The organism is Flavobacterium sp. PL11, from assembly GCF_035985025.1.
Lineage (GTDB): Bacteria > Bacteroidota > Bacteroidia > Flavobacteriales > Flavobacteriaceae > Flavobacterium.
This window is the reverse complement of record NZ_JAXCIA010000024.1, coordinates 1-14,214: the sequence shown is the minus strand read 5'-3', so window position 1 is coordinate 14,214 and position 14,214 is coordinate 1. Positions and strand designations below refer to the sequence as shown.

Genomic DNA, 14,214 nt, shown 5'->3' with positions numbered 1-14,214 from the left:
TAGTGATAAAGTCATTTTATTTAAATAAGTATGATCTTATTAAAGTTGCAGAATTTATAAGATTCTATCTTTTAAATAGTAGCTTTTTACTTTTACAATTGTTTCATTTAAAACACAAAATATATCATGGATTTTAAAAAAAGCTTTTTTAGATATTTTCAGTTTTGGCCTTGGATTATGGGGAGTTTACTTTTATGTGTTGGTGGTGCATTCTACTTTCTTAAAACCATGCCACCATCTTATCAAACATCAGCTCTAATCAGTATTGATAAAAATAGACAAGAAGATACAAAGATTAATACTTTTAGTAAAAATGAAGTTGAAAAAAAAGAAGTAAACCTAAGTGATGAAAAGCAGTTAATCAACTCGTATGGATTTTTGGCCAAAGTAGTGGAAGATTTGCACTTAAATATCACCTATTTAGAAAAAGGTACTCTCTTGGATACAAGTGTTGAAGAAATTCCTTTTATAGTAAATAGTACTGTTTCAAATAAATTGTTGTCTAAAAAGAAATACGATATAAAAATAGTGTCAAATGGTTTATTAGTAAGTGATCCAGCTATTAATAAAAGTTATTTAATTCATGGAAATGGAGGACCTCAATCTTTTTATGGCCTGCCTTTCACGATTCAATTGACTCCATTGGGTAAAAAAAATAGTAATCAATTTTTGAGTAAAGAATATGTAGTGAATTTTGAGTCAATAACTCAAGCAGTAAAAAATCTTAAATCAGCACTTATTGTTGAAACATTAGAAGATCAAAATACCAATATGATGTTAAATCATAAAGGAGCAAATCCAGAACTTTCTCAAAAAATATTGAACGAAATAATCGTATCATTAGATAATAATATTATTGAAGGTAAACAAAAACTGTATAACAATACAGTTAATTATTTAAACCAAAGAATAGCAGTTTTTTCAAAAGAAAAAGATTCAATTGAGAGCATCAAAGAAAAATATTTGCAAAATAATGACATATTAGTTATGGACAATTACATAGCTGACAAAACTAATGAAAAAAACAGTAAACAAGAGAGTTCACTGCTAAATAAAAGACAAATTGAATTAACAAAGTATGCGATTAATGATATTAAAAAAACGGGAAATACCTCAGTTTTAGGTACAGGTTACAATTTAGAGGCACCAACAGTTAATCAACTTTTATCCAATTATAATACTAGTGTTTTAGAAAGTGATTTATTATTGCAACGCGCTCAAAAAAACAACCCAGCATACTTGAATATAGTACAGCAATTAAAAACTCAAAAACAAGCTGTCCTTAACACTTTGCAAGGTTATTTAGAGTATTTAAATCAAAATAATATAGCGAACAGATCTGAGCAAAATCGTGCCAATTCAGAAGCCAAAAGTATCCCAACAAAAGATAAAGTATTAGGAAATATTAATAATAAAATTGATTTAAAGGGTGTAACCTATTTAACATTATTACAAAAAAAGGAAGAAGCCACTTTAAATATAGCTGTTTTAGAGTCTAATTTAAAAACCTTAAACGCTCCTGAAACGGATTACTCCACTGTATTTCCACAACCAAAATCATTTATGCTCGGTGCAATTATATTTGGTTTGCTACTCCCTTTGGGAACAATATATTTTAAACTACAGCTTGATACCAAAATCCACAATGAAGAGGATATACAAAATGTATTATCTCATGTTCCATTTTTAGGTATAATTCCTAAAATAAATGCAAAGGATAATTTAGATCATACTGCAAATTCGCGTTCAACAATTGCTGAGGTAACTCGAATTTTATTCTCAAATATTTCTTATTTATTACCGAAAAAAGTGGATAATAAAGGGAATGTGCTATTGTTTTGTTCCGCTAATCAAGGGGAAGGCAAATCATTTTGCGCATTTAATAACGCAGTGACAATTAGTAATCTTAATAAAAAAGTTTTACTCATAGGAGCTGACATGCGAAATCCTCAGTTACACAACTATTTTAAAATCAGTAAAAACATTTCTGGACTTTCAAATTTTTTAGCTAATAAAAGTGAGGATTGGAAAGAATTCGTAGTTAAAGATGCTAGTTATTCCGAAAATTTAGACACATTATTTTCAGGTGAAATACCTCCTAATCCTGCTCAACTATTAACTAATTATAATTTTGAAGCATTAATAGAAGAGGCAAAATCAATGTACGATTTTATTATTATAGATTCGGCGCCCGTACAAATGGTTTCTGATACACTGATTTTTGGTAATCTAGCTGATGTCACCATATTTGTTACTAGATATGATTTTACAGAAAAAAACACATTGATCCAACTTAATAATATGATTAAAAAAAATCAATTAAATAATGTTGGTATTATCATAAATGATGTTAGCAGAAAGAGTGCTTACGGTTATAATTATGGATCAAATTACAATTATAATTATAACGAGATGAGTCTTAAAAAACCTTGGCTTAGAAGATTTGTAAGTTAAATGTTGATTGCACTATTAAAAAAAGCATAGTTAACAATAACAACTATATAATGTCCAAAAATTTAATTGTGTTTCTTTTATTTTTTGTAATCATTATAGTTTTTTACTATTCTTGGCTATCAGATTCTAGTTTTATTTCTGAAAGTTATCTCCCTCAATGGTTATTAGACTGGAGTAAAAAATATTACAATTTAAGGACATCTATTCCTTTTGTGTTTTTTGGTTTTTTACAAGCCGCTTTCTCGCAAATAAAACATTCAAAAAAAAAGAATCGCAGTAAAAACTTAATATTTCTACAAAACTTAGGTATCGCTGGAATTTTCATTTCCCTTGTTGAATTTGTACAATTTTTTATAGACGGTAGAAGTCCAGATTTAATGGATATCTATTTTGGAATCGTTGGAAGTTTAGTAGGAGCGTTATTGTATATTTTTTTTAATAAGCTAATCAAGAATTAAAAGATGCGTAATAGTCATAAAGTCAACTTCATCATTTGCTGTGCTATTTTAGACATGGTGGCTATGCTAATTGGAACTTTAATATTTCTAAAATTCATAAATGAACAGGGAGTCAATGCGCCTGCATTGTATTTCAATAAAATGGTTCTTTTTACTTTTTTTAGCTGGATCTTATCTGTATCATTTTATCGAATGTATCGATTAGAAAATGTTTTTAGTTTAGAAAATTTTTTTCACAATAGTTGTTATGCTTTTTTGGCGCAAAGAATTTTATGGCATGGCTATATGTTTTTATTTCAAGATGATATTTCACAATATTTTTTTACCAAAGCCAACTTATTTCAACTTAGTTTTTTGCTATTCTACTTTTTGTTTTCAAGAATTTTATTTATTGCATTAATTAAACAATTTAAAACTTGGGTCACTAAACCATATACGGTCGCAATTTGGGGATTTAATCAAACAAGTATTGAATTAGCCTCCTACCTAGAAGAGAATTCACTGTTTATTTGCTTTAAAGGAATTTTAAATGAAAATTCTACATTACAGTATATTAACAATAGAGACTTTAGCTTGGCGTTAACTCACGCAATACACAAGGCTTCAGATGAAGAAATTAATGAATTATATATTGTCTCAAAATCTGATCAAATTTTAGATTTGAATTATTTTTTTGAACTTGGAGATCGATACTGTATGCGATTAAAATTCATTCCTGATTTCTCATCAATTTCGAAAATTCATTTTAATAGCTGTAGTTTCAATAATTTCCATGTAATTATTCCTCGATTTGAGCCATTACAAAATCCTTATAATCGCTTAATAAAAAGACTTTTTGACATTATTTTTAGTCTTTTAGTGATTGTCTTTATTCTTTCATGGCTTTATCCTATTATAGCTCTTATTATAAAGCAACAAAGTGCTGGGCCTGTTTTATTCAAGCAATTACGCACGGGTAAAAAAAACACTTCATTTTGGTGTTATAAATTTAGAAGTATGTACATCAATAATGGTGATGAATGTAAACAAGCGGAAAAAGGAGATACTAGAATCACTCCTATAGGAAAATTTCTTCGCCAAACTAGCTTAGATGAAATGCCTCAATTTTTTAATGTTCTAGTAGGCCAAATGAGTGTTGTAGGGCCTAGACCACATATGATACAGCATACTAATGACTACAACAATCATATTAATAATTTTATGGTTCGTCATTTTGTAAAACCAGGGATTACCGGTCTTGCACAAGTTGCAGGACATAGGGGAGAAACTAAAAAAGTATCTGATATGAAAAAACGTGTCAACACAGATATTAAATATGTGCGACAATGGTCCCTTATAACTGATATTAAAATTTGTCTAATGACAGTAATTGTCATCTTCAAAGGAGATAAAAATGCTTTTTAATCAATAAAAATAAAAATTATGAATATTACTTATTATTTAATAGGTGTACTCACAGGATTTTCTCTGAGTACTTTTTTCATCGGTAAAGAATTATATAAATATTATAACAAATATAAAGTCCAGCAAAAACAGTTGGATCGTATATTAAAATTGAATGATAAAATCAAAGAGATTCATAATTTTGAAATAAATGAATCAATAAGTCTATCTAGAAATAAAAGACGAAAAAATTATCAAGCATGGAATGAGCTTACTATTCCCGATAACATCAATAAAGAGTTAGCAACGCACACTTAATTAGAGTTATGTATTTAATCTTACTTACCACTAAAAATTAATTTTTATTACTGTTCCCAAATTTTTATTTAGGCAAATTATAGAAAAAATAGAGTAAAGTTGATCTAAATGATAGCCGATGGAAGATTAATAAAATGTGAAGAAAAAAAGTAATAGTCACTAAGTAGTATTTAATAAATAATAAGTAAATAATCGTGCTATTTACTATGAAAACAAATTTTATTAAATAATTTGACTGTATCAATACTAATTGATTGCTTATTAGGTTAAAACTTAAAAAAGTATTAAAGCTTAAATTTATTTTTTAAAAGGCTTATTAAATAGTAAATGATTGCTTACCTCAACTAAAGCGCAATCTCACATACACATGTTTGATCCCTTTTTTATCGGATTCTCTTTCATCAATTTCTAAAATATCAGTCAGTGATTTTAACATTGGAGTCAATTTTGAAAAGCCATATCGTCTTGGGTCAAATTCTGGTTTTCTTTTTACAATAAGATTTCCCACATCTCCTAAAAATGCCCAACCATCATCATCGCATATATCTTCAATTGTGGTTTCAATAAGCTCAATGGTGGGAATTTCAATTTTAGTTAATGACTTCTCAACTGGTTTTTCAGTTAATTTTTCTACTTGTTTTTTAGTATCACCAGCTGGTTTCTTCGCTTTTTTCTTAATAGCACCATCTAAAACTTCAATATAAATAAAACGATCACAGGCGACAATAAAGGAGTTTGGAGTTTTTTGTTCACCAATGCCTATTACTTTCATGCCAGATTCTCTTAATCGTATTGCTAAACGTGTAAAATCAGAATCACTAGAAACTATACAAAAACCATCCACTTTATCTGAATATAACAAATCCATCGCATCTATAATCATAGCTGAATCCGATGAATTTTTTCCTACTGTATAACTATATTGTTGAATAGGGGTTATTGCATGCTCTAAAAGAACACTTTTCCAACCGCCGGCATTGGGTTTAGTCCAATCAGCGTAAATTCTTTTTGTAGTAGGTGTTCCATATTTAGCAATTTCCTCCATCATTCCTTTGACGTTGCTGTAAGGTACATTATCAGCATCGATTAAAACTGCTAATTTTAATTCTTTAGTATTTTGAGACATATTTTTAAACTTGAAAATAATATTCAAATATACAAAGAATCAGAATAAATAAATTTTTTCAAAATTCATTTTTGATAGTTATTTATTTTTTATAAATGTTTAATGAAACAATCTTATTAGATGTAAATAATATTACCTCATAAAAATTACAATAGAAAATAAAATATAAATTAAGAATTAACTTATCATAAATTACAATTTTAAACATAAAAATAAATGTGCTTATAATTCTTTTATAAATTTTAAATAATTAATTTTGCAACTTCTTAAAATTAGAAATATTACTTAATATATTATGGTAAAAGATTTATTCGAAAGAATTCAAAATAATAAGGGGCCTTTAGGAAAATGGGCTTCACAAGCTGAAGGTTATTTTGTTTTTCCAAAATTAGAAGGTGAATTAGGTCCAAGAATGCAATTTGGAGGAAAAAATATTTTGAATTGGAGTTTGAATGATTATTTGGGACTTGCAAATCATCCTGAAGTTCGTAAAGCTGACACAGATGCAGCAGCACAATACGGCGCTGCTTATCCTATGGGCGCGCGAATGATGAGTGGTCATACTAAATATCATGAGCAATTAGAAAATGAGTTAGCTGCTTTTGTTATGAAAGAATCGGCTTATTTATTGAATTTTGGTTACCAAGGAATTATGTCAACAATTGACGCCTTAGTTACGAAAAATGACGTTATTGTATATGATGTCGATGCACATGCTTGCATCATAGATGGTGTTCGGTTACACATGGGCAAACGTTTTACGTACCGTCATAATGATCTTGAAAGTATGGAAAAAAACTTGCAACGAGCAACTAAACTGGCGGAAGTTACGGGAGGTGGTATTTTGTTTATCACAGAAGGTGTTTTTGGAATGCGCGGTCAACAAGGTAAATTAAAGGAAATAGTTGCGATGAAGCAAAAATATAATTTCCGATTGTTAGTTGATGACGCTCACGGTTTTGGGACACTTGGAAAAACAGGAGCTGGAGCAGGTGAAGAGCAAGATTGTCAAGACGAAATTGATGTCTATTTCTCTACCTTTGCTAAATCCATGGCTAATATTGGTGCTTTTGTTGCTGCTGATAAAGATGTAATTGATTATTTAAAATACAATTTGCGCTCTCAAATGTTTGCAAAAGCATTGCCAATGATTCAAACCATTGGTTCTTTAAAAAGATTACAACTCTTGCGCGATCATCCAGAGTTAAAAGATAAACTATGGGAAAATGTAAATGCATTACAAAGTGGATTAAGAAGTAAAGGATTTAATATCGGAGATACTAATACTTGCGTAACTCCAGTATATCTTGAAGGTAGTGTACCAGAAGCAATGGTTATGGTTAATGATTTAAGAGAAAATTATGGCATCTTTTTATCGATTGTTATATATCCAGTAATTCCAAAAGGAATGATTTTATTACGTGTGATACCAACTGCCCCACATACTTTAGATGATATCAATGAAACCTTAGTAGCCTTTGAAGCAATTAGAGAAAAATTAGTAAATGGTACTTATAAGGAAATTGCATCACGTACTAAAGTTGATTTAGACGCATAAATAATTTTAATGTTGATGGAATATTAAAAGTAGTAAAGCCAAATATTTTATAACTTTTAGGCACAAGAAAAGGATCTAAAAACTTATCGTTTTTAGATCCTTTTCACATTTTAGTCTACTAATGCTATATAAATTTTTTATTTGCGAGTACTTAATTCTCAACTTACCACTTATAGTTCGTTTAAGATCTTTTTATAGATCCTGATCCGCTAACTTTAGTGTCTTTCTTATTGGGGTTCCCTGTATATTTTATTTCTCCCGATCCAGTAACTCGAGCATAAATGGTTTCAGTACAATTGACTGCGTTATCTCCCGATCCAGAAACTGTCACATTAGCGTTTTTAGAAGTCAATTTGCCAGCATCTATATCTCCTGATCCTTTTAAATCGCTATTTATACTTTCTGTATTTCCTGAAAGATTAATATCACCAGAGCCAGTTAAAAGGACATTTACACTATTTGCTTCTATCTTTAAATCTATATCTCCAGAACCAGTAAGTTGAACTGAAAAATTTTCTGATTTAATTGTAGTTTTCCCAACTATATCACCTGAGCCTGTTAAAGAAACATTATTTATATTTTCAATAGGTATAACAATTACAATTCCTTTCCCTTTGCTCGTAGAAATATATTTATTTTTTTCAGTGAAAATTTTTAAAACTTGATTAACAACTTCTATTTTTATCAAGGGCACTAAATTTTCTTCTCCTTTCACTGTAATAGTTCCTTCTTTGCCAGCAACTAACTCAACATCAAAAAAACCAGTGACATCAATTTTTTCATAGGACTTCGTTACTCTTTGCTCCGAAATGAAGTTACCATTGCCTTTTATTTTTTGATTAGAAAACCATTGCGCCTGCGCTAAAGTAGTTACAAGTAAAGCGCAACTAACAAGAAATTGAATTGATTTTTTCATGATAAATTTGATTTTTAATTAATGATTATTGATTTTTAGTTAATGTTACATTTCCATAATCTGAAACTATCGTAAGATAATTATTGTCTTTTTTCTTATAAAATCCGGTATATTTTTTTGAATTGGAAACCACTTCTTTTGAAAAGAAATCCAATTCGCTATTATATTTAAAATTGGCATATCTAAGTAAAATATCAAAATTGAACGTAAAATTAGGGTCAAATCCTATATTAATTCCAGTATAAGATGAATTAATGGAAACTTTATTCGCACTTGCTTTTATAACATCAATTTTTAAGGAGCTGTACTTTGTGCTTAATTTTAATGTCTCATAAACTTCTCCCAAATGGATCGTTAAATAGTTGCCTGAAGCATCTAATGTTTTAATATTATTTACCCTTATCTTACCATATTTGCTATTGTATTTAAGATTATCACAATTCAATATTTCAACATCAGTATAATCTGAAATTAAATCTAAATTTCCCGCATCAATGATCTTTAAATTGGAATATTTTGCATTAATTGTTCCTTTTTTTATAAAAGTAATCGTCGAGTTACTGCAATAATCCATTTGAATAGTACTATCATTCCATAATTTTCCTGAAATCACTTTTCCGTATTTACATTTTATTTCTGCATGACCATACAAGTCATTAGTAATTATATTGCCATACTTATTACTCAATTTAACATGTCCATTTTTTGGAATTTTAAGACTATAATTGATTTCAAAACTAGTATTTCTGCTTTGATTTTGATAACTAGAATTACCAAAAATTGTGGTGGCAGATATGATTGCCTTAAGAGCACTTATTTCAACATCTATATCATTGATCTTTTGATTTACCCACTTTTCATTATCACCACTAACCTTTATAGTAATGGCTAGCTCTATTTTATCCTCATTCCAAGTTGTCACTGAAATAGTTCCATAAGAATTTTCAATTGCAAGGGTGGCATCTGGATTTACTATGTACGCTTTATTAATTTTTTTTTGTTTGGAATAATTAAAATAATTTTCAGCTGAAAATCCTAACCATGGAATTATTAGAAGTAAAAATAGCATTTTATAAAGTCTTTTCATTTTGAATGTATATTAATTGGTCATTTTTTTCGACATGTTTTAGTACGGACTGTAGGAAAGAAATTCTAGTTTGAAGATTACTTAGCATGGCATAAATAATCTGTTTGCTTTCACCATTTCTCTCTAACTCTTTTATGATTTTTTCGTAATCCTGATCTAAAATTTTCATCTGTTTCAATGCATCAGCTATAATCTTTTTGTTTTCTGGAGATTTTTTTTCATTTAGTTTTTCTAATTCTTTATTAATTATAATTGTAAAAATAGAATCAGTTTGTTTTGTTTCTTTAGAAGCAAATTGAAATTCGGTTATTTTATTTTTCTCATTATAAAATAAAGAAAGTCCAAAAAACAGCATAATACATGCAGCGATCGCCAACAGTAAAAAATAGTTTCGTAAATATTTTATACTACTTAATTTAACCATAAAACGTTCTTTATGTCCAGTATTAAGTTCTTCAATATCCCATTGATTATCAAATTTTTTAAATAATAATTCTAAATTTTCATCTTCCTTTTTCATAATTCTTTTATTTTTTTTCTTAAGGATTCCTTTGCTCTGCTTAACGTTGTTCGAGAATTCGCGTAACTTATATTTAAAATCTCACTAATTTCTTCTGAGTCGTATCCTTCAATATAAAATAAGGTCAGCACCATTCTATAATTGTATTTTAAGGAATTGATGATTTCTAAAACTTGCTTAATTTTAAGTTCATTAAAAGATTCGTTTTCTGCTACATCAGCAGTAATCTCCTCAATCTTATAAAGAGTCGATTCAAAATCCTCTGTTTTATATTGATTATTTTTTTTATAAAAATCGATACTACAGTTTACAATAATTCGCTTTAACCATGCTCCAAAAGCGACTTCCTGTTTAAAATCATTTATTTTATTAAATGCTTTTAAGAAACCTTCTTGCATGACATCTTCGGCATAATGGGCATCCTTAACAATTCTAAACGAGACATTATACATGGCCTTAGCATAGCGATTGTATATCTCGCACTGCGCTTTTTGATTCTTCTGCTGGCAAAGCAAAATCAATTCTTCGATATTATATTGTTTGAGAGTCAAGCAGATCTGTGTGATTTATAATAAAGACGTAGAAAATTTTATTATGTTACAGTTTTAAAATTTAAAATCTATTTTTACTTACACAAAAAGGATAACCGGTACATTTTATACTATGGATTCCTATGCTTATGGATTTATTGTATATTATATTTAAGTTAAAAATTATTTAAAACTATGAAAGCTAAATTAATAATATTAATCATAACAATTTTCAGTATTGTATGTTGTAACACCATAATGAACATTAGTAAAGCTGACAATGATAATAATATTACTGAAAAATACTGGAAATTGAAAACATTGCAAGGTAGACAGGTGTCAATGACTAAGAATCAAGAACGTGAAATTTTTATTACTTTGAAAAAAGCAGATAACACTGTCATAGGTTTTGCAGGTTGTAATATATTATCAGGAAGCTACACTTTAGATGAAGGTAATAGAATAAATTTTAGAAATGTGGCAGTGACAATAAGAGCCTGTCCTGATGTGAACATAAATGAATCGGAGTTTTTGGAAGCTTTTGAATTGGCTGATAATTATACTATTGTAAATGATGTCTTAACACTAAATATAGCACGTGCACCATTAGCCGTTTTTGAAGCTGTTTATATGAATTAATAGTCTTCTTTTTAGAGGAATGTAGACCAATAATGTTAAATTAGAAAAGGTTTAGAATATTAAAAAAAAAACAAATTGACTTGAATAAATAAATTTTTATTGACAGCGTTCAGTAGTAATTTGGTTTATCAACGGTAAGAAGAATTTTGGAGTTATAAAAAGATGAACGAAATCAGTTTGTTTTCTTATAACTCCAAACTGCTAGTCCATTCATCAAAATAGCGTAGGCGCTAATGATAGCAAACTGTGGCACAATGTCAGAAAGACCAGAGCCTTTAAGCATTACCATGCGCATAACTTCCACAAAATAACGAATTGGATTAATTAGTGTTACATTTTGTGCCCATATTGGCATACTCTCAATTGGGGTAAATAAGCCACTCATCAATATAAAAATCACCATAAAAAACCAAGCGATAAACATAGCTTGTTGCTGAGTATCGGTATGATTAGATATAAAAAGACCTATTCCTAGCACTAAAAGTAAGTAAACCGCTGTGAAAAGATACACCACCAAAATATTTCCCAACATGGGAACGTTAAATATCAATTTAGCAATCACCAGACCAATTGTTAAAATAACTAGTCCTAATATCCAGAAAGGGAAAAGTTTTCCAATAATAAATTGATATTTTTTTATTGGTGTAACATTAATCTGCTCTAATGTTCCTAGTTCTTTCTCTTTTACAATATTCATTGAGGATAGAAATAAGGTGAGCATTGTTACCAATAATACCAAAATACCAGGTACCATAAAGGTTTTGTAATTCAAAGTGTTATTATACCAAAAAGAGGGAATCACAAGAATATTTTCGGGAATTTGTGTAGTATTTGAGAAATTCTGAGACTGTGTTTGAATATTTTTGTTGTAGGTATTTATTATTTGTGACACGTAAACATTCTCAACTCCTGCTGTTGCTGCATCAATCGCATTTATAATAACTGAAATATTTGTTTTTTGTTCCTTTTGTATATCACGATTAAAATGTACTGGGATGTTTACAATAATATTTGTATTTCCTTTTTGCATTTCTTCAATTGCCTCTTTTTCAGAGAAAAAAGGAGCAGTCATTTTAAAGTAGGTGGATGCTTTAAAAGATTGTATTAGTTCTCTTGACGCTGCGCTTTGATCATTGTCAACAATCGTTATATTGATATTTTTAACGTCGAAAGTCGCTGCATTTGACAAAATTAATAATTGTAAAATAGGCAAAATAAATATAAGTCGGAGCATATTTTTATCTCTAAAAATTTGCTTGAATTCTTTTTGCACGATGAATAGTATTGTTTTCATTTAGAAGTTTTTAATTGTAGCTTTTGGGACATCGCTATTCCAATCTAATCTTATATTTCTTTATACTTAGCGCAATAAAAAACACAGTCATTCCTATTAATACTAAGGTTTCTTTCCAAATATAATCTATACCAACTCCTTTTAGCATAATCGCTTTTACTATGATAATAAACCATTTTGCTGGAATAATGTTGCTTATTACTTGCATCGGCAATGGCATGCTATTTATTGGAAATATAAAGCCTGATAAAATAATTACTGGTAGCATTAAACCCATAAGTGATAGCATCATAGCGGTCTGTTGCGAATCAGATATTGTGGAAATTAATATTCCTAAAGAAAGTGCCGAGATGATAAAAAGAATACTTTCAAACATTAAAAGAAAGAGACTTCCATTAATAGGCATTTTAAAAACAAAATAGCCCAACAATAATATTACTATAGCATTAATAATAGAGAGGAAAATGTAAGGAAAAACCTTGCCAACAATTACTTGAAATGGTTTTAAAGGTGAAACGAGAAGTATTTCCATAGTGCCTAACTCTTTTTCCCGTGTGATGGAAATAGAGGTCATCATTGCTGAAACAAGCATTAAAATTACAGTCATTACACCTGGAACAAAATTAAAAACACTTTTAAGTTCTGGATTATAAAACATTCTCGATTGTACATCGACTTTTACTTCACTTGTATAGGCTTGTTTTTGTTGCATTTGATAATTCTGGATCACTGCTGCACTATAATTGGCTATAGTATTAGCAACGTTAGGCTCAGTAGCATCAGTGACAGCTTGTATTACCGCAACCTTTTTAGTAACTAAATTTTTACTGAAATCGGGTTCAAAAATAAGAACTGCTTTTACTTTTCCTTTTTTAAACTCGGATTCTATTTCTCTTTCTGATTGAATTTGATTTTCAATATTAAAATAAGGAGAGGATTTTATTTTGTTTATTATTTTTTGAGTTTCTACATCATTAGAATGATCTAAAATAGCAATATCAACATTGTTAATTTCGTTTGTTATAGCAAAACCAAAAAGTAAAATTTGGGCAATTGGCATACCAAAAAGGATAAACAAGGATCGTTTGTCACGAAATATGTGATAGAATTCTTTTTTTATAAAACCGATGAATCTTTTCATAGTATTTTTTTTAGCTTCGCAGGCAATAAATCACAAAGTTTTTAGCATTTTTCATACACAGATTATTTACAAATTTATTATGACCGCAAATTCGCAGATTTTTTTAAAGTAATATTAGCTACGGAGTTACAAAGTTTTTATTCTTTTGAAATACAGTTTTCACAGATTTTTTCAAAATTAAATAGTACCGCAGATTCGCAGATTTTTTTTTAAAGTAATATTAGCCACAGAGCCACAAAGTTTTTATTCTTTTAAAAATGCAGATCTCACATATTTTTTCAAAATTAAATAATAACGCAGATTCGCAGATTTTTTTTTAAAGTAATATTAGCCACAGAGCCACAAAGTTTTTATTCTTTTAAAAATGCAGATCTCACATATTTTTTTAAAATTAAATAGTAACGCAGATTCGCAGATTTTTTTAAAATGATATTTGCCACTGAGCCACAGATTTTTTATTCTTTTAAAAATGCAGATTTCACAGATTTTCACAGTTTATTTAGTCCTTGATGTTATCGTAAATTTTAAAATAGCGTATTGTAAACTTTTCTATTTTTCTTTCCGATAAAGTCTTAACAATTAACACTTAATACTTCATCCTTCATCTTTCATCTTTCATCTTTCATCTTTCATCTTTCATCTTTCATCTTCCATCTTTCATCTTTCATCTTTCATCTTTCCTCTTTCATCTTTCCTCTTTCCTCTTTCCTCTTTCCTCTTTCCTCTTTCCTCTTTCCTCTTTCCTCTTTCCTCTTTCCTCTTTCCTCTTTCCTCTTTCCTCTTTCCTCTT

At 28.9% G+C, this 14,214-nt stretch carries 13 protein-coding genes; 6 read left to right on the top strand and 7 right to left on the bottom strand.

Annotated features, from left to right (window positions below; genetic code table 11):
- Window positions 1-126: 126 nt before the first annotated feature.
- The 4 genes from RCH18_RS12330 to RCH18_RS12315 are packed head-to-tail and all read left to right on the top strand — an operon-like array spanning window position 127 to window position 4,613.
- Window positions 127-2,454 carry an exopolysaccharide transport family protein gene (locus RCH18_RS12330; RefSeq protein WP_326937063.1) on the top strand — a complete coding sequence of 776 codons (2,328 nt, stop codon included), beginning with the start codon at window positions 127-129 and terminating at the stop codon, window positions 2,452-2,454.
- A gap of 50 nt (window positions 2,455-2,504) precedes the next feature.
- Window positions 2,505-2,912, top strand: coding sequence for a VanZ family protein (locus RCH18_RS12325; RefSeq protein ID WP_326937062.1), 408 nt, complete (start codon window positions 2,505-2,507; stop codon window positions 2,910-2,912).
- A gap of 3 nt (window positions 2,913-2,915) precedes the next feature.
- The gene (locus RCH18_RS12320) at window positions 2,916-4,316 is read left to right on the top strand and encodes an exopolysaccharide biosynthesis polyprenyl glycosylphosphotransferase (protein ID WP_326937061.1); all 1,401 of its coding nucleotides are present in this window, start codon (window positions 2,916-2,918) and stop codon (window positions 4,314-4,316) included.
- Between the two features lie 18 nt (window positions 4,317-4,334).
- Entirely contained in the window at window positions 4,335-4,613 is a 279-nt protein-coding gene (locus RCH18_RS12315; RefSeq protein WP_326937060.1) for a hypothetical protein, read from the top strand.
- 340 nt (window positions 4,614-4,953) lie between these two features.
- Here RCH18_RS12315 and RCH18_RS12310 read toward each other — a convergent pair whose 3' ends face one another.
- The gene (locus RCH18_RS12310) at window positions 4,954-5,739 is read right to left on the bottom strand and encodes an NYN domain-containing protein (RefSeq protein ID WP_326937059.1); all 786 of its coding nucleotides are present in this window, start codon (window positions 5,737-5,739) and stop codon (window positions 4,954-4,956) included.
- A gap of 295 nt (window positions 5,740-6,034) precedes the next feature.
- On the opposite strand from RCH18_RS12310, the gene RCH18_RS12305 reads away from it, so the two are divergent.
- Window positions 6,035-7,297, top strand: coding sequence for an aminotransferase class I/II-fold pyridoxal phosphate-dependent enzyme (locus RCH18_RS12305; protein ID WP_326937058.1), 1,263 nt, complete (start codon window positions 6,035-6,037; stop codon window positions 7,295-7,297).
- Window positions 7,298-7,478: 181 nt separating this feature from the next.
- Here the strand turns inward: RCH18_RS12305 and RCH18_RS12300 are convergent, their stop codons facing one another.
- From RCH18_RS12300 to RCH18_RS12285, 4 genes are read right to left on the bottom strand one after another with little or no spacing between them, the layout of a single operon-like run.
- A complete protein-coding gene (locus RCH18_RS12300) occupies window positions 7,479-8,213 on the bottom strand; it encodes a head GIN domain-containing protein (RefSeq protein WP_326937057.1) in 735 nt (244 codons plus the stop codon).
- Between the two features lie 25 nt (window positions 8,214-8,238).
- A complete protein-coding gene (locus tag RCH18_RS12295) occupies window positions 8,239-9,300 on the bottom strand; it encodes a hypothetical protein (RefSeq protein ID WP_326937056.1) in 1,062 nt (353 codons plus the stop codon).
- Window positions 9,284-9,820, bottom strand: a complete 537-nt coding sequence (locus tag RCH18_RS12290) for an anti-sigma factor (RefSeq protein ID WP_326937055.1) — start codon at window positions 9,818-9,820, stop codon at window positions 9,284-9,286. Before RCH18_RS12290 ends, RCH18_RS12295 begins: the two co-directional genes overlap by 17 nt.
- On the bottom strand, window positions 9,817-10,371 hold the full coding sequence (locus RCH18_RS12285) for an RNA polymerase sigma factor (RefSeq protein ID WP_326937054.1): 555 nt from the start codon (window positions 10,369-10,371) through the stop codon (window positions 9,817-9,819). The genes RCH18_RS12290 and RCH18_RS12285 overlap by 4 nt, the downstream gene beginning before the upstream one ends.
- A gap of 174 nt (window positions 10,372-10,545) precedes the next feature.
- Here RCH18_RS12285 and RCH18_RS12280 point away from each other — a divergent pair, with 174 nt between their 5' ends.
- Window positions 10,546-10,989, top strand: a complete 444-nt coding sequence (locus tag RCH18_RS12280; RefSeq protein WP_326937053.1) for an META domain-containing protein — start codon at window positions 10,546-10,548, stop codon at window positions 10,987-10,989.
- Between the two features lie 172 nt (window positions 10,990-11,161).
- Here RCH18_RS12280 and RCH18_RS12275 read toward each other — a convergent pair whose 3' ends face one another.
- Both RCH18_RS12275 and RCH18_RS12270 read right to left on the bottom strand, forming a co-directional pair.
- Window positions 11,162-12,283: an ABC transporter permease gene (locus tag RCH18_RS12275; protein WP_326937052.1), complete on the bottom strand. Its 1,122-nt coding sequence runs from the start codon at window positions 12,281-12,283 to the stop codon at window positions 11,162-11,164.
- A 34-nt stretch (window positions 12,284-12,317) separates the two neighbouring features.
- Window positions 12,318-13,424, bottom strand: coding sequence for an ABC transporter permease (locus RCH18_RS12270; protein WP_326937051.1), 1,107 nt, complete (start codon window positions 13,422-13,424; stop codon window positions 12,318-12,320).
- Between the last annotated feature and the right edge of the window lie 790 nt (window positions 13,425-14,214).